This window comes from Nonomuraea basaltis, assembly GCF_005893125.1.
Classification (GTDB): domain Bacteria; phylum Actinomycetota; class Actinomycetes; order Streptosporangiales; family Streptosporangiaceae; genus Nonomuraea; species Nonomuraea basaltis.
Genome location: NZ_VCJS01000170.1, coordinates 1 through 21,128, shown reverse-complemented (window position 1 = coordinate 21,128; position 21,128 = coordinate 1). Strand labels below are relative to the sequence as shown.

Sequence of the window (21,128 nt, the reverse complement as noted above, 5' to 3'; positions counted from 1 at the left end):
AATACACAGATCACCCGATGTGCGGTGCCTGTTTACCCGGCCATTCTCGAAGCATGACAGCGACCTACCCCCTGCGGACGATCCGCGCCGACGAGCTCGACGCGTGGGCTCGCATGATCACCACGACCTACGGCCAGGACTGGTACGAGGGCGGCCTGCGGAACGCCGCCGACTCCATCGAGCCCGGACGCACGATCGCCGCCTACGACGGCGAGGAGATCGTCGGCGGTGCGTCGATCTACGGCCGCGTCATGACGGTCCCCGGCGCGGTGACGCCCGTCGCCGGCATCACGCTCGTCGCGGTCCTGCCCACCCACCGGCGCCGCGGCATCCTCACCGCGATGATGCGCAAGCAGCTCACCGACCTGCACGAATCAGGCGGCGAGCCGATCGCCGCGCTCAACGCCGCCGAGGCCACGATCTATGGCCGCTTCGGGTACGGCGTCGCCAGCTGCGTGGCCGAGATCCAGGCGGACAAGAAGCTCCTGGCCCTGAGGCCCGGCACCGACCTCGGCGACGGGACGATCCGCCTGCTCGACCGCCGGCAGGCCCGGCCGCTGCTAGAGAAGGTCTACGACACCGCCCGCCGTACCGGGGTCGGCTGGGTGGACCGTACGGAGAAGTTCTGGGAGGCCCGGCTGGCCGACGGCGAACGCGCGCGCGACGGCGGGACGGCCCTGCGCTTCGCCGTCCACACCGAGCCCGGCGGCGAGGTCAGCGGCTACGTCTTCTACCGCTCCAAGCCGCGGCTGGTGCAGGTCATCGAGGTCGCGGCCACCACTAGGCAGTCCTACGCCGCCCTGTGGCGTTACCTCATCGACCTCGACGCTCACGCCGGCCTCACCTATGACGGCGCCGTCGACGAACCGCTGAAGCACCTGCTGACCGACCCGCGCGCGGCTCGCACCAGCGTGATCGACAACCTCTGGGTCCGCCTGGTGGACGTCGACCGCGCGCTGGCGGCACGCCGCTACTCGACTCCGCTGGACTTGGTCCTGGAGGTTCAGGACACGTTCTGCCCATGGAACGCGGGGCGCTACCACCTGTGGGCCGACGGCGACTCCGTCACCTGCGAACGCACCCAGGCCCGGCCGGGCCTGCGGCTGACCTCCGCCGAGCTGGGTGCGGCCTATCTGGGCGGCACCACCCTGGCGGCCCTGGCGGCCGCGGGCCGCGTCGAGGAACTGCGCCCCGGGGCGGTCACCGCCGCCTCGCTCGCCTTCCGTGGCGAGCGCGAGCCCTTCCACCCCTCGGGCTGGGCCTTCCCCGCCTTCTGACGGGCGCTTTGGAGACCAAGGACGTCGCCTGGCGGACTCCACTGGAGAGCCGGCGCTTCAGCGGCGCAGGACGCGGCGACGATCGCACCCACCGCGACCCTGGATGGAGCAGTGCTTCCGGGAAGGCGAGGGGCGGTTGGACGTGCCGCGGCTTCGCCGCATCTGGAGCCGACTGCGGCAACCGTCGCGCAACGGCGCCGAGGTGGTGAGCCACGACGACCTGGTCCCCGGAACGTGCTGGTTCGGACGGCCGTCTCACCGGAGTCCTCATCACACCGGGCGCCGAAGCGGATCAGATCGGCATGAACATCATAATGTCCGGCCGGAAGCCGGAACCGCACACGAGGGAGACAAGTCACATGCGCACTCATCGCCTCGGTCGCAGCACGGTGGAGGTCACCGAACTGGGCTTCGGGGGCGGGCCGCTGGGCGGCCTGTTCGAACCGCTGGACGACGACACCGCGGCGCAGGCACTGGCGGCCGCCTGGGACTCGGGAATCCGCTACTTCGACACCTCGCCGCACTACGGCATCGGGCACTCTGAGCGCCGCATCGGCGAGCTGCTGCGCAGCAAGCCGCGGGCAGAGTTCACGCTGTCGACGAAGGTCGGCCGGCTGCTGGTCCCGCAGGATCCGAACGGCCGGATGGACGAGGGCTTCGCCGTGCCGGCCACGCACCGCCGGGTTTGGGACTTCTCCCGCGACGGCATCCTGCGCAGCGTCGAGGACTCGCTGACCCGCATGGGCGTCGACCGGATCGACGTGCTGTATCTGCACGATGCCGAGGAGCACTTCGAGACTGCCCTGCGCGACGGCTACCCGGCACTGGCCGAGCTGCGCTCCCAGGGCGTGGTCGGCGCCGTCGGCGCGGGCATGTACCACCCTGGCAAGCTGACCCGCCTGGTGCGGGAGACCGACGCGGACGTGGTCATGCTGTCGGGCCGCTACACGCTGCTGGACCACACCGCCCTGGACGAACTGCTGCCCGCCTGCGCCGAACGCGGAGTCTCGGTCCTGGCCGCCTCCGTCTTCAACTCCGGTCTGCTGGCAACCGACCGGCCCGCCGAGGGGGCGCGGTTCGACTACGCACCCGCCGCCCCGGAGCTGCTGGAACGGGTCAACCGCATCGCGGATGTCTGCGAGGCGCACGGCGTGACCGTCCCCCAGGCCGCCATGGCCTTCCCGCTGCGCCACCCCGCGGTCGCGGGCATCGTGGTCGGTATGCGCTCGGCGCAGGAGGTGCGGCGCAATGCCACCGCGTTCTCAGCGCGCATCCCGGCCCGGTTGTGGTCTGATCTGCGCGACGAGGGCCCTGTTGAGAGCAGATCGGCGAACTCATCCAGCTTGCGCGGCTCCTGCGCAGCGAGGAAGTCCGCACGACCTGGTCGGAGATCACCATGATCCGTGGCGCCTCCGGCGACCCGCCGCCCACCGAGCCGGAGTTCGGCGTCCTGCTCACCAGTCAGGTTCAGGTGAACCTCGCCGGACGGCAGATCCTCCTGGACGACTTTCAACGCCGCGTCCTCTACCATCACGCGCGCCCGGCCGACCCCCCACGCGCTCGCCTCAGCCCCAGCCGGGGGACTCCATCCACTGGTGCCTGGATCCTCCGCCGAAGCGACCATCGCCGTGGTGCCGTCGGCCCCCATCCTGGATGATCGCCAACCCAGGATGGGGGCGATCAGCTTCCGGCTGGAGTCCCGCCGTCGTCGTCGGCCAAGATCCGGTAGACGCTGGCCGGCGAGGGCGCCCCCGCGGATGAGCCAAGGCGTTCGCGTTCTCAGAAACGGAGCGATTGCCAGAGAAGATCACCAGACGGCTTCGCAGGGCCAGTTCCGATCGCCAGAGAGGCTGATTTCTTCTCAGAACTCGTTCTCATGCAAATCGGCGGATCTCCTGATTCTGGGAAATGTTTGTGAGAGCATCTGGGGCATGGCCGAGGCCCCGGAACCCCGTGAACACGCCGAATCAGCTCATCTGTCCGCTATCGCCGAGGAAGGCACCCGTGACGCTGATGAGGTTGAGCGTCACCCGTGTCCGCGATGCGCTGTCGCGCCCGGTTCGCCGTGCCGGTCGCGTTCGGGCGCGGTGGCCGGCACCTACCACACCGGTCGCTTCACCAAGATCCCCCGGCTGGCCAAGCTGCTGAGGGTGATCACCCCGGCCGACCGCGGACCCGGGCCAGCCGTGGCGTCCCGGCACACCGCCGCCCGCACCGCTGCGTGACGATGGGCCCTCGGCCGACATCCGGATCGGCTACGCCCGCTGCTCCGCCCTCACCCAGGAACTGCAGTCGCAGCTGGACGCGCTGGCCGCGCACGGCATTCCGCGGGAGAAGATCTTCTCCGAGAAGATCTCGACCCGGGTGAGGGTGCGCCCGCAGTTCGAGGCGGCGCTTACGCTGGCCCGGCAGATCAAGGCGCACGCCCCGCACTGCCGGGTCATCCTGACGGTGTATGAGATGAAGCGGCTGGGCCGCGACGCCGCCGAACTCACCGCGCTGGCCGACCACCTGACCGCGCACGGCCTGGTCCTGGAGATGCTCGCCGGGCCGCTGGCCGGCATCTACGACCCGTCCGGGCCGGGCCGGATGCTGTTCGCGTTCTTCGCCGCCATGGCCGAGACCGAACGCGAAGCCATCCGCGAATCCACCCTGGAAGGCCTGGACGCCGCCGCCCGCAAGGGCAACCACGGCGGCCGGCCCCCGGTCATCACCGACGACATGCTGCACACCGTGCTGCGTCGCAGGGCAGCCGGGGAACGCGTCGAAGACATCCGCAAGAATCTGATCATCCCCGCCGGGAAGCGCAAGGGCGAGAACCCGTCCCTGGCCAGCATCTACCGGGCCCTCGCCGAGCACGAGAAGACACAGGCCTACCCCGAAGCCGTCGAAGCGGCCCACGCCGACTTCGCCCTCCTGCACGGCGAAGACATCCCCCGACCTCGCCCGGCCCGCATCCGACGCCCGGGCCAGGCGCTGACAGCGGAGCAGGCCGAACTTCGCCATCGCCTGCAGAGCCAGCCTCACCCGGACGCGGAGCTCCGATAGCGCACACGATCAGCCCCGGCGCTGTCAGCTGATCAAAGCCCGCACAAGTCGTTCACGCTGCTGCTCGCTCAGCGCGCCAACACGCTGGTTCTCCGCCACCCCGCAGATGGCCATCAACGCCGCGACCCGTGCCGGCCCATAGCCGGGAACGGCCCGCAGGACCTGAACCACCCGTGTCCTGCCGACGAGATCCTGCCTGCCGCGCTCGAACACCTCCGCCACACTCACCGCGCCGGAGGCCACCTCCGCCAACAGCGCACGACGCGCCGTACGCGCCTGGGCCGCCTTCGCCAACGCCTTCGCACGCTGCTCCGCCATCATCGCCGGCAGGGCCATCAGGCACCTCTCTGCAGAGATATCGGCTGGTCAGTGACTCCTGCTAGGGATCACGATGGGGCCGCCGCCGATCATCATCCCGTACAGCGTCACCAGATGTGACACTAAACCCGGTTCGCCGTTCCGCTCCTACTGGCAGGCCGTACTCTGGCGGTCTCCGAGCAAGGGCAGATCACCGACAGGTACACCAGGGCCGCCGAGCAACTCGGCTCCAACAAGCGGGACGTGCGCCTGGCCGGCATCTACGCCCTGCAGCGCCTGGCCACCGACTCCCCCCGCGACCGCGACACCATCCGCAATGTGCTGGCCGCGTTCGTTCGCGGCCGCGACGCCTGCACCCCGGCCGTCGGCAAGAAGACTTTGCCCACGCAGTGCACCATCGCCCACGAAAAGCTCAGAACTATTCCGAGCATTCGGCTTGAAGCCGATGTATTCGCCGCCTTAACCATCGCGCCCGCTCTGGCCAACCACGATGCAAGCATCACCTCTCAAGCGGACTTCTCCCAGGTGCGCTTCCCTCGCGTGAACCTGAACCGCGCGAACCTGAGCGGCGCAGACCTGCGCGCCGCGGACCTGCGCGGCGCGGACATGGCCGAAGCGGACCTGCGCGACGCGGCCCTGGTCGAAGCGAAGCTGCGCGATGCGCGCCTGATCGGAGCGGACCTGCGCGACGCGTACCTGAACGGCGCAGACCTGCGCGGCGCAAACCTGCACGGCGCGGTCCTGAACGGCACGAGCCTGAATGGCGCGGACCTGCGCGGCGCGGACCTGCGCGGCGCGGACCTGCGCAACCCGCACCTGGGTGTGACGGACATGCATATGACCGAGCGATATGTGCGGGAGGTTGCCATTGTCGATCGAAGCACGAAGTTCCACTAGCAAGATGTGCCGTCTCATGCGGTTGGTTGGGGTCGTGGTCATATTTGGCCGGCGACTCTAGCTACAGCCGATTCCTGCTGGCCAACGACTTCCGAGAAGGACTGCTTCTCGGAAGTCGTCGCGTCGTGGACTTCCGAGAACGTGCACCAAGCCGCGCCGTACGCCCAGCTCGGCGCTTCTGAGAACAGGGCGAGCGCCGACGATCACGGCGCTAACGAGAATTCTCGGCAAGATATGACCACGACCCCATGTCCGCGCCTGCCTGCTCGACGGCGCGCCGGGGGGCCGGCAGGTGGATGGGGAAGATCGCGGCGTCTGCGGAGGGTCGGGATGGATGCGGGCGGCGCCGTCGGCGTTGACGGCTGCCGCGATCGCGATGGCGTGCTCGCGGTAGGCGGGCATGCGCTCGGCGATCGTGTCGAGGCCCACCAGGGCGGACAGGGCCAGCGGCCAGGCGTCACAGATGCCGCCGCCGAGCCGTTGCCGCCAGGTTGTAAGGTCCGCCGGTAAATGGCGGCCAGGTGACCGAGGCTCGGGTCGCTGAACGATCGGCGGCAGATGATCCGCCGTCAGCTGGGCTGATCGATGCCCGCCAGATTGGTCAGCATTCGCTGCAGCATTGCGGTGCAGGCGATGATCTCCTCAGTGCTGAAGCCGTCGAATAGTTGGGTATTGGCTCGGCCGAAGATCGGCGGTAGGTGCGGTAGCAGGTCGCGTCCGGTGTCGGTGACTTCGATGGTGATCGCGCGCCGGTCCTGAGCGTGGCGCTGGCGGCGGAGCAGGCCCTTGGTCTCGAGCCGGTCGAGTAGGCGGGTCATGCCCGCGGTGTCGGTGCCGAGCGCGTCAGTGAGCCGGCTGGGACTGGTGGGCTGGTCTGCGACATGCAACAGCAGTGCGGCCTGCTGGGTGGTCAGGCCGAAGCGGGCGAAGGCGCGGTCCAGCGCGGTGCCCAGTTCGCGTCCGACCTGATTCAGCAGGGCACCACCGGCGAGCAGTGTCGGCAAAGACGGACCATCCGCACGCGACGATGGGGATGGTCCTGTTGCGCGGGTTTTGGCGGCCATGAATGCATGCTACTCCCGTCTGATACTACCGCCTAAACAGTTGCTGTTGCGACAGGCATTTCGTATGCTGGCTCAGTGAACGACGACATCACCATCGACCCGCCATTACCAACCACATCAGCATCAGTGGACACTCCTGCCCGGTTTCGCGTCGCGATCATCGGCGGTGGCCTTGGCGGCCTATGCCTCGCGCACGGACTTCGCAGGTCGGGTGTGGGCGTCGCCGTCTACGAACGCGACACCTCGGCAACCTTCCGCAGCCAGGGATACCGGATCAGCCTGAAGGCATCCGGCGCCGACGCCCTCCACGACTGCCTTCCCAGCAACCTGTTCGACCTGTGCGTGGCGACCTCGATCCGCCAGGCCACCCGCATGGTGTTCATGGACCCGCAACTGAACCCTGGATTCGACAAGCCCACCCCGCCGGCCGATTCCGGCATGAACGGCTTCGGCGTCAACCGGCTCACGCTGCGGGAGATCCTGCTCGCCGACCTCGCCGACACCGTCCGGTTCGGCGCCACGTTCGAGCGCTTCGAGCAGACCGGCGACGGCCGGGTCCGCGCCTGGTTCGCCGACGGCACCTCAACCGTCGCCGATCTGCTGGTAGGCGCGGACGGCACCCACTCGGCGGTACGCGCGCAACTGATCCCCGACGCGATTGTCGACGAACTCCACTGGGTGATCTACGGCAAGACCCCCATCACCGACACAACGCTCGAGTGGGTGCCCGACATCCTTGTCGACGCGTTCGCCAGGGTCACCCGTGACAGCGAGCAGGCGTTCGCGATGGCCACCTGCCGCACCCGCGAACCCGTCTCCCGCGCGGCGGCGCGGCTGGCTCCCGGCCTGCGCCTGACCGACATCCCCGGTTACTTCCAGTGGATCACGCCATTGGCCGATGCCAGCCTGCACTCGGCCGACGCGGCCGTCCTGCACCGCCACGCCGCCGATCAGGTTCGCGACTTGCACGCCGCGATCGGGCGGCTCATCGCCGAAGCCGACATCGCGGCCACATTCCCGGTCTGCGTCGCCTCGGCCTGGCCCGTCGACCCGTGGCATGACCGCGTCCCGAACGTCACCCTGCTCGGCGACGCCGTACACACCATGTCACCCGGCCGCGGTGACGGCGCCAACATCGCCCTGCACGACGCCTCCATCCTGCGTGATGCCCTCGCCCGCGCCACCGCAGGGAAGCTGTCCTTCGCAGACGCCATCGCCGAATACGAAACGCAAACGCTGCGCTACGGGTTCGCCGCCGCCGCCGCATCCCGGGACAGCCCGTTCACCTCGCGGTCGTTCTCACCTCCGGCGTCCACCGCACTATCCTGCTGGGATCAGTTCGCTGCCACCCACACCGCCGGCGACATCGTCGAGGCCACCGTCACCGGCCACCTGCCGATAGGCGCCTTTGTCCACGTCACCGACGGCGTCGACGGCATTCTGATCGGCGCCCATCCCGCCCCCGGATCCAGGCTGGCCGTACGCATCAAGGATATTGACCTGGACAAGCGGCGATTGAGTGTCGTCACGACTGGACACGACACCCACGCCTGACCATCGGCTCCCACTGGCGCAAGCTCCCGCCCGGCAAGATCGCGGTCATCGTGCTCGCCGTGATGCGCTCCATCTGTGGGTCGCCCATGCCGAGGCTGAGTACCCGCGTAGACGGCGCGGCCACGTCTTCGACGCGCGCACGACGGCCGCCCTGCGCGGCGTTTTGGGCCACGTTGACGCACCTACGCCGCTCCTGGCCGTCTTGCCAAGACGCACCAGGTGGCTGCGGACCCTCAGGACGCCTGACATGCGAGGCGCCCTCCTGCTCGGACTGCTCGTCAGTCTTCGTCGTCTTGTGCCTGGCGACGGGCGGGACTCCGCGGCGTGTTTGATCGCCTGTAGCCGTAGGTCCCATCGCGATGCGACGCTCGCCAGGGATCGGATGGCTGCGTCGAGCCGGTCGGGGCGGACGGTGGAGCGGACTTCGCGGCCGTCACATCGTGTACTCGGTCATGGACTTGGTGACAGTCGGCTGGTGGGGGGCTGACCGCGCGGCCACTGCCTGGGCCCATGCCTTGGGAACGGATGACCGGTAGCGGTTCGGCTCAGATGCTCAACCCCGGTGGCGCGGAGAGTCCGCTCCATAGCCAGAACGAATTTCGCCTGACAAGCGCACTCATGTGTGTCGAGTTGCGGGATTCGGTGTTGGCTTTGGACATTTAGTCCCGTCATCCAGCGCTCGCACCGCCGTACAAGCCGCCACTCGGGCACGTACCCATGGATCGGCGGCCAGGGCGGCGGAGAATCGCGTCGTCTCATCCACAATCGCCGATGCGAGCTGTGCCGCAGTCACCGCGGCGTCCCGCAGATCCGCGCCGGTGAAGTCCGCCTCGACGAGAGAGGCGCCGCCGAGGTGAGTACCTCGTAAGTCCGCTTGCCTGAGCTGCGCTCCATCCAGGCGAACCCCGTGCAATGCGGCCCTGCGCAGATCCGCCAAGCTCAACATGGAGCCTCGTAGATCCACCCCGCGGAGGTCGGCTCCCCGCAGGTCGGACCAGGTGAGAAACATCCGCGATAGCCGCGGCGGATGAGTGAACTCGAAGGCCCGCAGCATCAGGCCGGGCAGCGCCGTACGACGAAGATCGACACGGTGCGGCTCGTACCGTTCGGGGCGGCGGGCCAGTACGGCAAGGGCTGCCGCCACGTCGGCCGATGGCTCAGTGTCCGGCGGAAGGCGTTCCTCGGCACGCCGAGCCGCGAACCGAAGCCAAAAAGTCTTCTTGGCCGGCAGCCGCTGGGTCCGGGCGCGGACGAAGGTGGCCAACACGTTGACCACTGTGATGTGATCTCTGGCGGATTCGGCCATGACGTGCTCAAGGGCGTAGACCCCACCGAGCCTTTCCTCCGCCCGATCAGAAGCCAGTTGGACGACCGCGCGCCCGAACCGATCGGTGACCTGACTGCGGCGGGCCAGATAGAAGGTCCTTCCGGTGAAGATCAATCCGATCAGCACTGTTGTCCCTGCAATGGCGGTGAGAACCGTCTGCCGAACAGCATTGAGTGCATCCGCCTGATCCTTTCCCCCGAGTTGCTGGACAGGATCTCCCGCCACCATCCAGGAAAACGGGCCAAGCAAGAACGCGAGGAGCGCAAGGATCACCAGCGCGATCGTCACCCCTGTGACAGCCAACAAGATGCCACGCCAGACCTTGAAGCGCTTCGACGGCGAGCGCCCTTGACGGATCTTCACAGCTGATCATCACACCGCACCATGCTGAGGGAGGGAAGGTATGTGGCCCGACTGTCTGGCCTCAGACGACTATGGGGACCCAGAAGACGACGACGCCTGGTCACGGGGCTCAGATCAGCCGCGGACAGTACCACGAATTGCCGTTCCAGGGGGCGGCGACGTCGCGGCAGACGGCAATGAGAGTTCCTGCGAGCAGTGCCATGACGCGCTGAGCTTCTTCTGGCTCCTTAGGGTGGCTTCATCGCTTGATGACGTGATCGTGGGATGGCTCGGTGTCGACGATCGAGCTGGTGGCAGCCTGTTGCGGGCGGGCCACCAGCCGACAGCGGCTTTCATGCCCAGGGTCAGATCCACTCCGTGCACGCGTACCTGATCCAGTTGCCCGCTGTGACACCCCAGCTGCCCGCTTCGACACGGCCCTCGCCGGGCACGTCCACGCAGACCATGACCTGGGCTTCGGGCGCGTAGAACATGGTCGTGCGCAGGCGGAAGCCCGGGATATCGTCGGCATAGATTCGCCTCGATGGCCTCGCACTACTCATCAACGGCCGATCGCCGACCTCTTCGCGGTAGATCGACACCTTGTAATGCCCGGGAACGGTGGGGTCGAAGGCGCCCCAGTTGGTGGAACACCTGGGTCCCCAGAACACCCGCAGCACCCCGCGGTCGGTGGTGACCTTGGCCCCCTCCTTCCTGGGCACGTGGGAGCCGTCGTTGCAGCCGGTGGTGGAGGCCAGCTTGGCGTCGCACTCGTAGCCCTGGCAACGGGGCCCGGAGGCAGTGGCGGATGCGAAAGCGGGCAGGGACGCGTTCAGTCCGGCTGCGGTCAGCAGGACGACCGCTGCGTGAGCAAGAGATCGTTTCATGTCGATCAGTGTCCCCAGCGGATCCCGGTGTCCGACAGTCATGAAAAATCAGGACAGTCGGGGGGCTCAAAGGGGGACGCGGAGCTCCACGAGCGTGCCTTCGCCAGGCGCGGACTCCACCAAGCTGCTCCCGCCGATCTCGGCGACGCGCCCCTCGATGGACTCTCGCAGTCCCACTCCCCGGCCACGCGAGGTGAACCCCGCGCCGTGGTCGAGCACTCCGACGACGACGAGGCCGCCCTCCACTCGCGCCCGGACCACGGCGTGCCCGGTGGCCGCGTGCTTGCGCACGTTGGTCAGGGCCTCGCGCACCGCCCCGGATAGCGCCTCGACGGTGGCGACGGGCAGCACGGCGCTGGCGGCGCGCAGTCCCGCCGCGTTGAGATCGACCGTCAGTCCGGCGCGGATGGCCTGCTCGACGACCTCCTCCAGGGCGGCGGTCAGGTTGTTGCCGGAGCTGTCGTGCTCGCCGCGCACGTAGCCGCGCAGCCAGCGGGCTTCGGCGGCGACGTGGGTACGGACCTTCTCTTCGGCCAGCCATCCGTCGCGCACCAGCGCCTCCATCGTCTGGAGGACTCGGTCGTGCAGGATGCGCCCGTTGCGGGTGCGCTCCTGTTCGGCGGCCAGCTTGGCGACTTGCTCGCGGGTCTCGTCCAGCTCTGTGGCGTTGCGGCGCAGCAGGGCGGCGATGAACCAGGCGATGGCGGCGTCGACCCAGAAGCCGATGGTGTGCGGCACCGCGCCCAGCCAGAAGAAGCCGCTCCAGGCTTGCATGTACAGGTAGGCGACCACCAGCGGGACGGTGGCAGCCAGGGCCGCGCGCAGGGTGCGGAAGGCCATGCCGATGCCGATGGAGACCAGCAGCATGTAGGGCAGCATGAAATCGGGCCCGGAGCCCTTGATCGCGGTGCCCGCGACCACGGTCATCGCCATCGCGGTCGCCGCGGTCAGAACGGAGTCGGCGGCGATCAGCCATGCCGGCGGCACTCTCCTGCGCCGCCAGGTGAAGGCCACGATGAGCGCGCTCGCCAGGCCCAGAACGGCCAGCGCGGGCGCGAACCCGGGCACCTGCCTGCGCAGCCCGCTGTCGCCCACGAAGTTGAGCGCGATGACCTCGGCGAAGGCGGCGAAACGGAAGAGGATGACCGTCCAGGCCAGCGCGCTCTCGGTGCGCCGCCGCGCCTCCCCGGGACCGCTCATCTCCTCCGCTCGATCCGGCGCAGCGCCGCGGCGATCAGCTGGGCTTTGTTGTCCACCTGCAGCTTGCGCCGGATACGCTCGATGTGGGTGTCGACGGTCGACTTCCTGATCCCCATGCGCCGGGCGATCTGATCGTAGGTGAAGCCCTGCGCGATGTAGGCGAGCGTCTCTTCCTCGCGTGGCGCCAGCCGTACGGCAGGCTCGGGGTCCGGCACCGGAGCGGCCAGCTGCGCGTGCAGGATGTCGGCAAGCCCCGCCGACAGGTAGAAGCCCCGCGCGGCGACGGTGCGCAGCGCGGTGGTCATCAGCTCGGCCGGGTCGCTCTTGGTCACATACCCCCGAGCCCCTGCCCGGATGGCGTGCACCAGGTCGTCGGGCTTGGCGGAGGCGGACATCACCAGCACGTTGTGCAGCGGTGACAACTCGGCGATGGCGGTCAGGCAAGGCTCGTCGACGCCGAGGTAGAGGTCCAGGATGAGCACGTCCAGGTCGGTCCGGCCGTCCAGGACGCCAAGGTCGCGGCCGCTGAGCACCACCTCGAACTCGCCGGTGCTGTCCAGGAGGTGCTCCAGGCCGTGGCGGATGAGATCGTGATCGTCGACGACCGCGATCTTGATCATGTCCCACTCCCGCATGAGCCAGCCTGACCCGCAAGATGATCTCATGCCAAGTCCCCTTTTAGGGGGACAGATCCACTACACGGGTGTCAGGGACGGCGCAGAAGAGGACACGCGGGCGCCGAACGCAGAGGTGAGGCCGTTGACACCCACCATGCTCGGCGGGACGAGCAAGGGCATGAGACTGCTAGGACGTGTCTCAAAGTCGGGTGAGGTCGCGTCCTCGAAGCGGCGTAAAGGCTCAACGAGGTAGGTGCCGTGGGTTGATCTTAGGCGGCGGCCGTCTCGGGCGGAGCTGGGTGGGCGGCTGGAGCAGGGCCCGGCGCAGGTCCTGCGGGGTGTGCATGCCCTTGCTGGTCATGGTGAAGCCGCGCCAGCCGAGGGCGGCGCGATCGAGCACGGCCCAGACCACGCTGACGCAGGACGTTTCGCCGGGGAAGCGGCCGATGACCTTGACTCGGCGGCGGGCTCGCCGAAGGTGCGCTCGATGAAGTTGGAGTGGCGGATGCGCTTGTGGTGCTCGGGTGGGAAGCGCAGGTAGGTGGTCAGGCTCTGCCGGTGCGCCTTCCTCTCCAAGCGATTCTGCAACCGATGGTTGCATGTCGCGGTGTCTTGGGGATAACGTGCAACCATCGGTTGCAGCTCGGAAGGGGAGCAATGGACAGCGGCACCATCGTGCGCGAGGTCCACATCGACGCCACTCCCGACGTGGTTTACGAGGTCATCACGAAGCCTGAGCACATCGCGCAATGGTGGGGCTTTGACGCGTCGTTCCCGGCCTTGCCGGGCGGGGACGGGCGGATGACCAAGCAGCGGCGGGACGGGATGGGCACGCTCGTCGTGTCGATCCACGTCGTCGAGGCGGACGCGCCGCGGCGATTCGTGTTCCGCTGGGTTCACCCGGAGGATCAGCCCGCGACGCCGCAGAACTTCGTTCCTCGTGACGTTCGAGCTGGTGCCTGCCGACGGTGGGACGTTGTTGCGCCTGACCGAGGCCGGCTTCCGGGAGATCGGCTGGGAGGCCGTACAGCTTGAGGCGCACTACCGGAGCCACTGTGCCGGCTGGGACCGGCACCTCCCGAACCTGGCGGCGTACGCGGCGGGGCTGGTGCGGTCGTGACCTCGGCGATCGACGACGAGCTGTGGGCGGCCATCGGCGACCCGACCCGGCGTCGCGTGCTGGACCTGCTGCTCGCCGACGGCTCCGGCACGGCGACGAGCCTGAGCGGCCACCTGCCGGTGACGCGCCAGGCGGTCGCGAAGCACCTGGGTGTCCTCGAGCGCGCGGAGCTGGTCGTGCCCCGCAAGGACGGCCGTGAGGTGCGTTACGTCGTCAACGAGGCGCAGTTCTCCCGCGCCGTCGAGCAGTTGGCCTCGGTCGGCGCGGCATGGGACGCACGCCTGCGTCGCATCAAGACGATCGCCGAGTCGATCCAGGCGCTGCGGTTGAAAACCGAATCGAAAAACCGAGTAGGTGTTGATCACCACGGATGAAACAGGTCGGAATGAAAGGAATCGATCCAATGACGAACACCGAACAATCCCCTGCAACGCACGCGAAGGTGAACGGGGACTATCAGAAGACCATCCGTGTCCAGGCACATCCGGACACGCTGTTCGACGCCCTCACCACCCCCTCCAGCCTCGCCGCCTGGTGGACGGATGTCACGGGATCCGGCGACACTGGCGGCGAACTCCAGTTTTCCTTCGATCCTCCCGAACCGTGCGTGATACATGTCGATCAGGCGACGCGACCGTTTGCGGTGCAATGGACCGTCACCTCCTGCGACTTTCTCCCCGACTGGGTTGACACGTGTCCGACCTTCACCATCACCCCGATCGGTGGCGACGCGTCCGAACTCCAGTTCCGCCACCAGGGTCTGACCCATGAGCTGGAGTGCATCGAGCAGTGCACGCGCGGCTGGGATCACTTCCTCGAGAGCTTGCGTCAGTACGTCGAGGTCGGCCGCGGTATGCCGCGCGGCAGCAGCGCGGACAACGCCCGCCGCCTGGAGAGTGCGTGATCATGACAAAGGTAATCTTTGGGAACCATTCGGCGCTTCGAGTGCACCGGACGGAACGGGACAGAATCCGGAAGTTTTACCGCGATATCCTGGGCTGCGAACTCACCAGGGAGCTCCACGACAAGGACGACTTTCGAATGGGAGACGGCTTCTATATTGCGTTTCTCTACGGAAGCGGTGGCGGGTGGGAGGCGGACAAAGGTGTGACCTACGCCGCGGAGCACGCCCTGAGCGAGGATGACTTCTTGAAGGCGATCTTCCTGGAGTTGAAGGCGGACGACGTCGAGGAAATGCGGCGGAAAATCGTCGACTTCGGCGTCAAAGTACTCGAGGTGCCCGATCCGCACCTGTACTTTCAAGCCCCAGGAGGGCAAGTGTTCCGGCTGGTTGGCACCAACGAGGACCTCTCCACGTATGAAGGTCACCGGTAGAAGTCTTCCAGCCGGTCACCTAGACGAGTGATCTCTAATTGATCACAGTGGCGGCGGATGCCTGCGAACGCGCGCGAGAGGGTGTCGAAGATCGCTCTTTGTGGAAGAAACCGACCTCGACACCCTCGTGATCGCACTGTACGTGAAGATCGATGACGATGCCGCCAACACTGCACGGCTGCCGGGATGCCCACCCAAACTCAGTCACTCCGAGCTGCTGTGCCTGGCCGTGATGCAGGCGATGCTTGGGTTCCACAGCGAGGCCTGCTGGCTGCGGCACGTCCGCCAGCATTACCGCCACCTGTTCCCCTTCGTGCCTCTGTAACCGGGCTACAACAAACGGCTGAGAGCGGTCCTACCGCAGATCAAGCGGATCATCCGGACCCTGGCCAGCGACACCGACTTCTGGCACGACACGGTGTGGATCGCCGACTCCACCCCGATGCCCTGCGGTATGTCCCGGCCGACCGCCCTGCGGTCGGACCTGGCAGGCTGGGCCAACTACGGCTACTGCGCCTCCCACTCACGCTTCTTTTGGGGCTCCGCCTCTATTTGGTGTGCACACCCGCCGGAATGCCGATCCTGTGGGCGCTGGCCGACCCGAAGATAGGCGAGCGGGAAGTGCTCGCGGCACTGCTGGAGATCGACCACGACCGGGCCAAGGACCGCCCCGGCCTCCTGCTGATCACCGATAAGGGCTTTGCGAGCAACAAACTCGAAGCGCAACTACGCAACGAACACGGCATCACCTTGCTGCGCCCCTCCCGCAAGAAGGAGATTCTGCGGGCCGGCCAGCCCATGCTCAAGAAGGTCCGCCAACTAATCGAGTCCGTCAACGACACCCTCAAAGGCCAGCTCGACCTCGAACAACACGGTGGACGCACCCTCGAGGGCGTCGCCGTCCGGGTGGCCCAGCGCGTCCTGGCCCTGGCAGCGGCCATCTGGCACAACTTCCGCACCGGCCAACCCGTCAGCCGATCCCTCACCGCCTACGACCACTGACCGTAACCCGAAGAATCCGGAATCACTCGTCTAGTCGCCCTCGTCGGGATGCCGGAGGCCACAGCCGAAAGGGCGACTACTTCAGTGTCAAGGAGACTGGCCGCCTAGCAGATCGACTTGGTCGGCCTTGTCGAGGCGCACTCGATCGCCGGTTACGAGGCGCTGACGGACAGACCCTACGCACCACTCCAACGGCACGTGGCACGGGCCGCGGCCGCGGTCACGGTGTGGGTGTCGTTGGCCTGATGGGGCTGATTGGCCAAGATGAGGGTCAGTCGTCCCGGCCCGGGAACCGGCCACGTGCCCAAGGTGACCCAGGCGCCGCGATGGGTCTTCTGGTCGACGGTGACCGGTCCTGCCAGGTGCGGGGCGGTGGTGTCGTCGTCGTCGAGGTAGTAGTAGGCGGTCCCGGCCGAATGGTGATCGTCGGCGATGAAAACCTCGATGGTGCACCTGGCCTCAGGCCGGGTGTCGAAATACCAGTTCACCAGCTGCGTGGCATGGCCCAGCTCGGAAGCTACCTGCAGGAAGAGCGCAGTGCCTGTGCAGCCGTCCTGCGTCCAGCCTCCGCCAGCCGGTCTCCAGCCGGGGTCAGCGTAGGACCATTCTGCCTGGCAGCCGAGGCCGTGCACCGCGCTCCAGGTGCCGGTGTCCTTGCCGGCAGGCGTGGCGAGGCTCGGTACCGGAACAGAGGCCGTGGCCGGACTGGTGGCCTGGGTGAGCGCAGCCGCGGGTGTGGCGGGCGACGGCCGTGTCCCGGTGGGCCTGGGCCCGGCGCCTGCGTCCGTGCCGCCAAGGGCCAAGATACCGGCCGAGAAGAGTACGGCGACCGCTAGCACGACCACCATCGTGATCATCCATCGCGGGGAAGTCTTCCGTGACAGGAGCTTGCCGGGAGGGCTGGAGTCGGCATGGTGCATGGCAGGGCTCTGCCCGACTGCGGCGCTCTGTTCATGGGCGCCGTCGCCCTCGCCGGCGGTCTGCTCGACGGCGCTCTCTCGCGCGGCCGCTGGTGTGGTTCTGCCGACTGCCAGGACCTGTTCACGGCGATCCACCCAAGGCTGGGGATCGTCGACGCCGAGAGCTTGGACCAGCGCTCGCAGCACCCCCTCCGACGGCAGCCGGTGCCCCTGCAGCGCTTGGCCGAGGACCGACTTCGAGTAGGGCGCCTGGGCGCGCCGGGTCCGTTCCGCCAGTTCCCGCACCGACGGTGACCCTTGCTCCCGATGCAGCGCCCGTAACTGTCCGATGAATGCGGCCACCAGGTCCTGGCCTGGTCCTGGCTGGTGTCCACGTCCATGGTCGGCGACCGGGTCATCAAGATCAGACACTCGCCGCATCCTCGCTTTTCTCGCTCGTCAGCCGCTGTCCAGACCTGGCGGATGTCCGGGTGTTGTCCGCATGCGCTGTCCACTGGTGGTGGACACGGCACCGGCCTGCCGACAGTGATCTCACGCCATCACGGCACACCATCTCGTCCCCGACAGGAGTTCCTCTCGTGAGATCTTTTCAGCACATCGCGGTCCTGGCCATCGCCGCAGCCTTCGCTGTCCCGGCTCAGGCCGCACTGGCCGACACCGCCCAGGACGCGCCCGAGCCCGTCAAGCTCACCTGCGTTGCCTGGGGCGGCGGGCTGCAGAGCGAGAACTGGGACATCATCGTCCAGCTCAACCCCGACGGCACGGCCAAGTCGGCAGAGCAGCAAGGCGATGCCTACATGACGGGCGTCGGCCTCTTCTCTGTTCAGCGCACCGACCCGGCGAAGATCACCATCTCCCCTGACGGCCGGCAGTTGAAGTTCTACGGCACCAGCCTGGTCACCGTCGGCGTCCCGAACACCCCGTTCACCTACACCAACGCCGGGACGTGCAGAGCCACCTTCACCTTCCCCAACCCCACCAAGACGGTCGTCAACCTCACCCCCGCCTCCTGAGCGGAGACTCACCCGAGCAGTGCGTGATCCGGCTACCCGAATCACGCAGCCACCCCCGGCACGCGAGCGTTGCCTACAGAAGGAGAAGATCAACTTGCGCCGTCTGGCAGAGATCACGACCGTTCTCACCGCCGTCATGCTGATGCTGTTCGGCATTCTCGCGATCGCGAACGCATCCACCGACACCACCGCCGCGCCCACGGCCACCCATAGGTTCTGCGTCACCAAGACGGGGACAGATCTCACCTGCTACCGGAGCGCCGCAGCCAAGGAGCAGGCGCGGGCCGCGGCAGACGTCAGCGAGATCCAGTTCAAGAAGACCAACAGCAACAACTACTTCAGCGTCTGGTCGTGGAACGGCTGCGGGCAGTCGATCGCCCTCGCCACGTGGGATAACGACACCGCCGACCGAGGCATCATGCTTGCCGGCGGCCCCTGTGCCAGCTGGGACGGGTACAACTGGGAGAACTGCATGCTCGGTTTCCTCGGAAAAGGTGGACCTGGTGAGTGGGTCAACCTAGAGGACAACAAGCTGTCGTGCGTCCAATTCAGATAGTCATGCTGCCGCTGTGCTCTCTGGGCTGAAGACCCGGGGAGCACAGCGGCTGTCTGTCGGCAAGCTCGCTGCGAGAACCTCCTCGCCGCCCCGCCGCGGCGGCAAGCTCGTCGGCCCGCACTGCGTGGTCGGGGGCTGGGGCGGGGTTGGAACCGCGGGCCGTCGTTAACGAACCTGCGACGAAGTACATCGGCTGTCGCTAGGGCCCACGACGGCCCTGAATGGTTGACATAAAGTCAGTTCTCGGGCACCGAGCAGCATCGCGAGCAGGGGGAATGCGGAAGCCCTCGCGTATCGCTTCGCGAGTGCCTGACTCATCCCCTCGTGCCGGACCGAAACCGAGACTCGGCGACGGCTCACGGCCACCCCGAGCAACCAGACCAGTCGGCGTGCCAGCGCCTCAGCACGACACGTATCGATCCCAAAATCACGACGTCAAGCGATCCAAATCACAGCCGGGGCTCCCTAGCCCTTGGCCTGCTCCTGCGCGCGCTCTTGGGCGTGCTCGGTGACGAAGGTTCCGCGTCCCTGCACCGCCTCAATCAGCCCGGCCTCGCGCAATTTTAACTAATAACCCTTGAGTTCCACTGGGCTTCTTTGGCCTCTCTAGCCCCAGGACCTGGGCGTTTCTGCTGGTGCTCCGGCTTCTGTGGACGTTGACGAGATTTCGGGGATTCTGAAGGTCTATCGTCCTGGTCGTTCGTCTTGCTGTGAGGGTGAAGGCGAGGTGGCCGGAGTTGGCGCTGGCGGTGGTGAAGGATCTTCGGGTGGCGCGTGCCCCGGCCGCTGCCGGGGACGTGGCGGCGCTGGAGACCGATGTGCTGGCCGGGTTCGTGCTGGCCCGGGCGGCGGCAGGGCTGTCGGACGGGACGATCTCCTCCGACGTGGTGCATCTGGAGCAGGTGCGGGCCTGGTTCGGCCGGCCGCTGTGGGAGATGGAACCGGCCGACGCCGATACGTACTTCGGCAAGGTGCTGCGCTCCACCGCCAAGGGCACCCGGCTGGCCCGGGCCCAGGCGATCAAGACGTTCTTCCTGTTCCTGGAGCTGCGTCACAAGGTCGAAATCCACCAGATGACCGGCCGCGTCATCGAGTGCCCGATCGACGAGATGAACCGGCCACGCGGCGGGGTGCAGGGCAAGCTGCGTATCCCGCCCACCACCGACCAGGTCGATCGGCTGTTCGCTGGATGGCGGCGGGAACTGACGACCTGCCGGAAGTTCGCCCCGACCGCCCGCAACTACACCGCCTGCCGGTTGATGGCCGAGGTCGGGCTGCGCGTGAACGAGGCCTGCAAGCTCGATCTGGCCGACATCAAGTGGGACCTGGGCCGGTTCGGCAAACTGCACGTCCGCCACGGCAAGGGCGCCCGCGGCTCCGGGCCACGCGAGCGCATGGTGCCGCTGATCAACAACGCTGCGGCGACACTGCGCTGGTTCGTCGAAGACGTGTGGGGGCACTTCGGGGACGACCACACCCGGCCCGGCGTGGCGCTGCTGCTGTCGGAGCGCAAGAACGCCGACGGATCGGTGGCCCGGGTCGGCGATGAGACGCTGCGGGCCGCGCTCGCCAAGGCCGCCGCCGCGCACCTGCCGGAATGGGCCGATGCCCTGACCCCGCACGTGCTGCGGCACTTTTGCGCCTCCCAGCTCTATCAGCAGGGCATGGACCTGATCGCCATCCAGCAGCTGCTCGGCCACGCGTGGATCGCCACCACGATGAAGTACGTGCACGTCACCGGCACTCACATCGAGGACGCCTGGGCAGCGGGCCAGCAGCGCGCCGCCGCCCGGCTGGAAAGGCTACGGCGATGAGATGGAACCTGCGGCTGGCCGCCGCCAACCGCGGCATCTGGAAGGCCAGCGAACTCCAGCGGATGCTCGCCGAGCACGGCCTGGCGATCAGCGCCGGAAAGATGTCCGGCCTGTGGTCCGGCGAGCCGGCCAGCATCAAGCTGGAGGACCTCAACGTCATCTGCGCCGTGCTGGGCTGCGGAGTCGAAGAGCTCCTCATCCCCGAGCCCGACAAGGTCAGACGCGTCGATGACGGCCAGGACAAGCCGGTCACGGCAGCAGTCTCGGGTGGCCCACCCGTGGTCCCGAAGCGGAAGGACGGTCGTTCTCTGCCGCCTGCGTGACATGCCGCCGCGACGGGTTCTGCATGGTCCACAGAGCTGCATGGACTGCCTGGCCTGGGGAGTCCTCGGCGCTCGCCGATGCTCGTCCTGCACCGTGCTTCGACACTGTCACCCGGGCAGCGAGGGCGAATGCGCCGGGTGCGGCCGGACGGTCGCGCTGAAACGGGGTTCCTGCAGGTTGTGCTGGCAGCAGGCCGCCCACGAGTCGAAGGCCGCAGGCGGCCTGCCCCGCGGCGCGGTCTCAGTCCTGGAGTCCGGGCAAAGACTGCCGTTCCAGCAGCTGTTCTTCGACCGGATGAAACGACGCCGTCCCGACAGCCCAGTCCATGAACGGGGATGGCGCTCGCGGCCCAAGCCGCCCCCGCCGCCTGCGGTCCGGCCCGCCGAGCGGTGGATCCAGCTGAGGCTGTTCGAAGCACGCCGGGACTTCACCAGGTTCGACGAGAGCGCCGAAGTCGATCTCGCCAATCCGTGGCTGAGCTGGGCGCTCTATCTCGCCTATCGGCGGGGCGAG

At 67.7% G+C, this 21,128-nt stretch carries 23 protein-coding genes and 2 pseudogenes; 17 read left to right on the top strand and 8 right to left on the bottom strand.

The annotated features are described in order from the left end of the window. The first annotated feature begins 53 nt into the window (after positions 1 to 53). The 4 genes from EJK15_RS49330 to EJK15_RS49320 all read left to right on the top strand — a co-directional run bounded on the left by EJK15_RS49330 (position 54) and on the right by EJK15_RS49320 (position 4,325). Positions 54 to 1,277, top strand: coding sequence for a GNAT family N-acetyltransferase (locus EJK15_RS49330; protein WP_127933449.1), 1,224 nt, complete (start codon positions 54 to 56; stop codon positions 1,275 to 1,277). A 359-nt stretch (positions 1,278 to 1,636) separates the two neighbouring features. Continuing rightward, on the top strand, positions 1,637 to 2,677 hold the full coding sequence (locus EJK15_RS49325) for an aldo/keto reductase (RefSeq protein ID WP_138717391.1): 1,041 nt from the start codon (positions 1,637 to 1,639) through the stop codon (positions 2,675 to 2,677). 270 nt (positions 2,678 to 2,947) lie between these two features. Then, positions 2,948 to 3,502, top strand: a complete 555-nt coding sequence (locus tag EJK15_RS77995) for a zinc finger domain-containing protein (RefSeq protein WP_420847151.1) — start codon at positions 2,948 to 2,950, stop codon at positions 3,500 to 3,502. Then, entirely contained in the window at positions 3,495 to 4,325 is an 831-nt protein-coding gene (locus EJK15_RS49320; RefSeq protein ID WP_206061583.1) for a recombinase family protein, read from the top strand. Before EJK15_RS77995 ends, EJK15_RS49320 begins: the two co-directional genes overlap by 8 nt. A 24-nt stretch (positions 4,326 to 4,349) precedes the next feature. On the opposite strand, the gene mihF is transcribed toward EJK15_RS49320, so the two are convergent. Further along, the gene (gene mihF / locus EJK15_RS49315; RefSeq protein ID WP_138717390.1) at positions 4,350 to 4,661 is read right to left on the bottom strand and encodes an integration host factor, actinobacterial type; all 312 of its coding nucleotides are present in this window, start codon (positions 4,659 to 4,661) and stop codon (positions 4,350 to 4,352) included. Positions 4,662 to 4,886: 225 nt separating this feature from the next. Here mihF and EJK15_RS49310 point away from each other — a divergent pair, with 225 nt between their 5' ends. Then, the gene (locus tag EJK15_RS49310; RefSeq protein WP_206061580.1) at positions 4,887 to 5,540 is read left to right on the top strand and encodes a pentapeptide repeat-containing protein; all 654 of its coding nucleotides are present in this window, start codon (positions 4,887 to 4,889) and stop codon (positions 5,538 to 5,540) included. Between the two features lie 569 nt (positions 5,541 to 6,109). Here EJK15_RS49310 and EJK15_RS49305 read toward each other — a convergent pair. Next, the gene (locus EJK15_RS49305; protein WP_138717388.1) at positions 6,110 to 6,604 is read right to left on the bottom strand and encodes a MarR family winged helix-turn-helix transcriptional regulator; all 495 of its coding nucleotides are present in this window, start codon (positions 6,602 to 6,604) and stop codon (positions 6,110 to 6,112) included. 75 nt (positions 6,605 to 6,679) lie between these two features. Here EJK15_RS49305 and EJK15_RS49300 point away from each other — a divergent pair, with 75 nt between their 5' ends. After that, positions 6,680 to 8,158 carry an FAD-dependent oxidoreductase gene (locus EJK15_RS49300; RefSeq protein WP_338089930.1) on the top strand — a complete coding sequence of 493 codons (1,479 nt, stop codon included), beginning with the start codon at positions 6,680 to 6,682 and terminating at the stop codon, positions 8,156 to 8,158. Positions 8,159 to 8,774: 616 nt separating this feature from the next. On the opposite strand, the gene EJK15_RS75375 is transcribed toward EJK15_RS49300, so the two are convergent. From EJK15_RS75375 to EJK15_RS77990, 5 genes and pseudogenes are all read right to left on the bottom strand, one after another. Further along, the gene (locus EJK15_RS75375; protein ID WP_138717386.1) at positions 8,775 to 9,848 is read right to left on the bottom strand and encodes a pentapeptide repeat-containing protein; all 1,074 of its coding nucleotides are present in this window, start codon (positions 9,846 to 9,848) and stop codon (positions 8,775 to 8,777) included. Positions 9,849 to 10,192: 344 nt separating this feature from the next. Continuing rightward, on the bottom strand, positions 10,193 to 10,714 hold the full coding sequence (locus tag EJK15_RS49290; protein ID WP_138717385.1) for a hypothetical protein: 522 nt from the start codon (positions 10,712 to 10,714) through the stop codon (positions 10,193 to 10,195). A gap of 66 nt (positions 10,715 to 10,780) precedes the next feature. After that, on the bottom strand, positions 10,781 to 11,914 hold the full coding sequence (locus tag EJK15_RS49285; protein WP_138717384.1) for a sensor histidine kinase: 1,134 nt from the start codon (positions 11,912 to 11,914) through the stop codon (positions 10,781 to 10,783). Beyond that, positions 11,911 to 12,534 (bottom strand): LuxR C-terminal-related transcriptional regulator, encoded by a 624-nt coding sequence (locus tag EJK15_RS49280; RefSeq protein ID WP_171074975.1) that lies wholly within the window; start codon positions 12,532 to 12,534, stop codon positions 11,911 to 11,913. Before EJK15_RS49280 ends, EJK15_RS49285 begins: the two co-directional genes overlap by 4 nt. 238 nt (positions 12,535 to 12,772) lie before the next feature. Next, positions 12,773 to 13,089, bottom strand: a pseudogene (locus EJK15_RS77990) (transposase); the annotation flags it as partial. A gap of 99 nt (positions 13,090 to 13,188) precedes the next feature. On the opposite strand from EJK15_RS77990, the gene EJK15_RS49275 reads away from it, so the two are divergent. The 6 genes and pseudogenes from EJK15_RS49275 (at position 13,189) to EJK15_RS49255 (ending at position 15,988) form a co-directional block, all read left to right on the top strand. Beyond that, on the top strand, positions 13,189 to 13,566 hold the full coding sequence (locus tag EJK15_RS49275; RefSeq protein WP_206061579.1) for an SRPBCC domain-containing protein: 378 nt from the start codon (positions 13,189 to 13,191) through the stop codon (positions 13,564 to 13,566). Then, positions 13,487 to 13,651, top strand: a complete 165-nt coding sequence (locus EJK15_RS77985) for an SRPBCC family protein (protein WP_206061578.1) — start codon at positions 13,487 to 13,489, stop codon at positions 13,649 to 13,651. Before EJK15_RS49275 ends, EJK15_RS77985 begins: the two co-directional genes overlap by 80 nt. Next, positions 13,648 to 14,025, top strand: coding sequence for an ArsR/SmtB family transcription factor (locus tag EJK15_RS49270; RefSeq protein ID WP_138717382.1), 378 nt, complete (start codon positions 13,648 to 13,650; stop codon positions 14,023 to 14,025). Before EJK15_RS77985 ends, EJK15_RS49270 begins: the two co-directional genes overlap by 4 nt. Before the next feature lie 29 nt (positions 14,026 to 14,054). Continuing rightward, a complete protein-coding gene (locus EJK15_RS49265; protein ID WP_138717381.1) occupies positions 14,055 to 14,555 on the top strand; it encodes an SRPBCC family protein in 501 nt (166 codons plus the stop codon). Between the two features lie 2 nt (positions 14,556 to 14,557). Then, positions 14,558 to 14,986, top strand: coding sequence for a VOC family protein (locus EJK15_RS49260; RefSeq protein ID WP_138717397.1), 429 nt, complete (start codon positions 14,558 to 14,560; stop codon positions 14,984 to 14,986). Between the two features lie 100 nt (positions 14,987 to 15,086). Next, positions 15,087 to 15,988, top strand: a pseudogene (locus tag EJK15_RS49255) (IS982 family transposase). 176 nt (positions 15,989 to 16,164) lie between these two features. Here the strand turns inward: EJK15_RS49255 and EJK15_RS49250 are convergent. Then, the gene (locus EJK15_RS49250; protein WP_171074973.1) at positions 16,165 to 17,319 is read right to left on the bottom strand and encodes a helix-turn-helix domain-containing protein; all 1,155 of its coding nucleotides are present in this window, start codon (positions 17,317 to 17,319) and stop codon (positions 16,165 to 16,167) included. A gap of 167 nt (positions 17,320 to 17,486) precedes the next feature. On the opposite strand from EJK15_RS49250, the gene EJK15_RS49245 reads away from it, so the two are divergent. The 5 genes from EJK15_RS49245 to EJK15_RS49225 form a co-directional block, all read left to right on the top strand. Continuing rightward, positions 17,487 to 17,921 carry a hypothetical protein gene (locus EJK15_RS49245; protein ID WP_138717379.1) on the top strand — a complete coding sequence of 145 codons (435 nt, stop codon included), beginning with the start codon at positions 17,487 to 17,489 and terminating at the stop codon, positions 17,919 to 17,921. 94 nt (positions 17,922 to 18,015) lie between these two features. Then, the gene (locus tag EJK15_RS49240) at positions 18,016 to 18,477 is read left to right on the top strand and encodes a hypothetical protein (protein ID WP_138717378.1); all 462 of its coding nucleotides are present in this window, start codon (positions 18,016 to 18,018) and stop codon (positions 18,475 to 18,477) included. 767 nt (positions 18,478 to 19,244) lie between these two features. Beyond that, entirely contained in the window at positions 19,245 to 20,291 is a 1,047-nt protein-coding gene (locus EJK15_RS49235) for a tyrosine-type recombinase/integrase (protein ID WP_206061576.1), read from the top strand. Next, positions 20,288 to 20,614, top strand: coding sequence for a helix-turn-helix domain-containing protein (locus EJK15_RS49230; protein WP_138717377.1), 327 nt, complete (start codon positions 20,288 to 20,290; stop codon positions 20,612 to 20,614). Before EJK15_RS49235 ends, EJK15_RS49230 begins: the two co-directional genes overlap by 4 nt. Before the next feature lie 178 nt (positions 20,615 to 20,792). Continuing rightward, on the top strand, positions 20,793 to 21,128 hold a 336-nt coding region (locus EJK15_RS49225), incomplete at its 3' end, for a hypothetical protein (protein ID WP_206061575.1).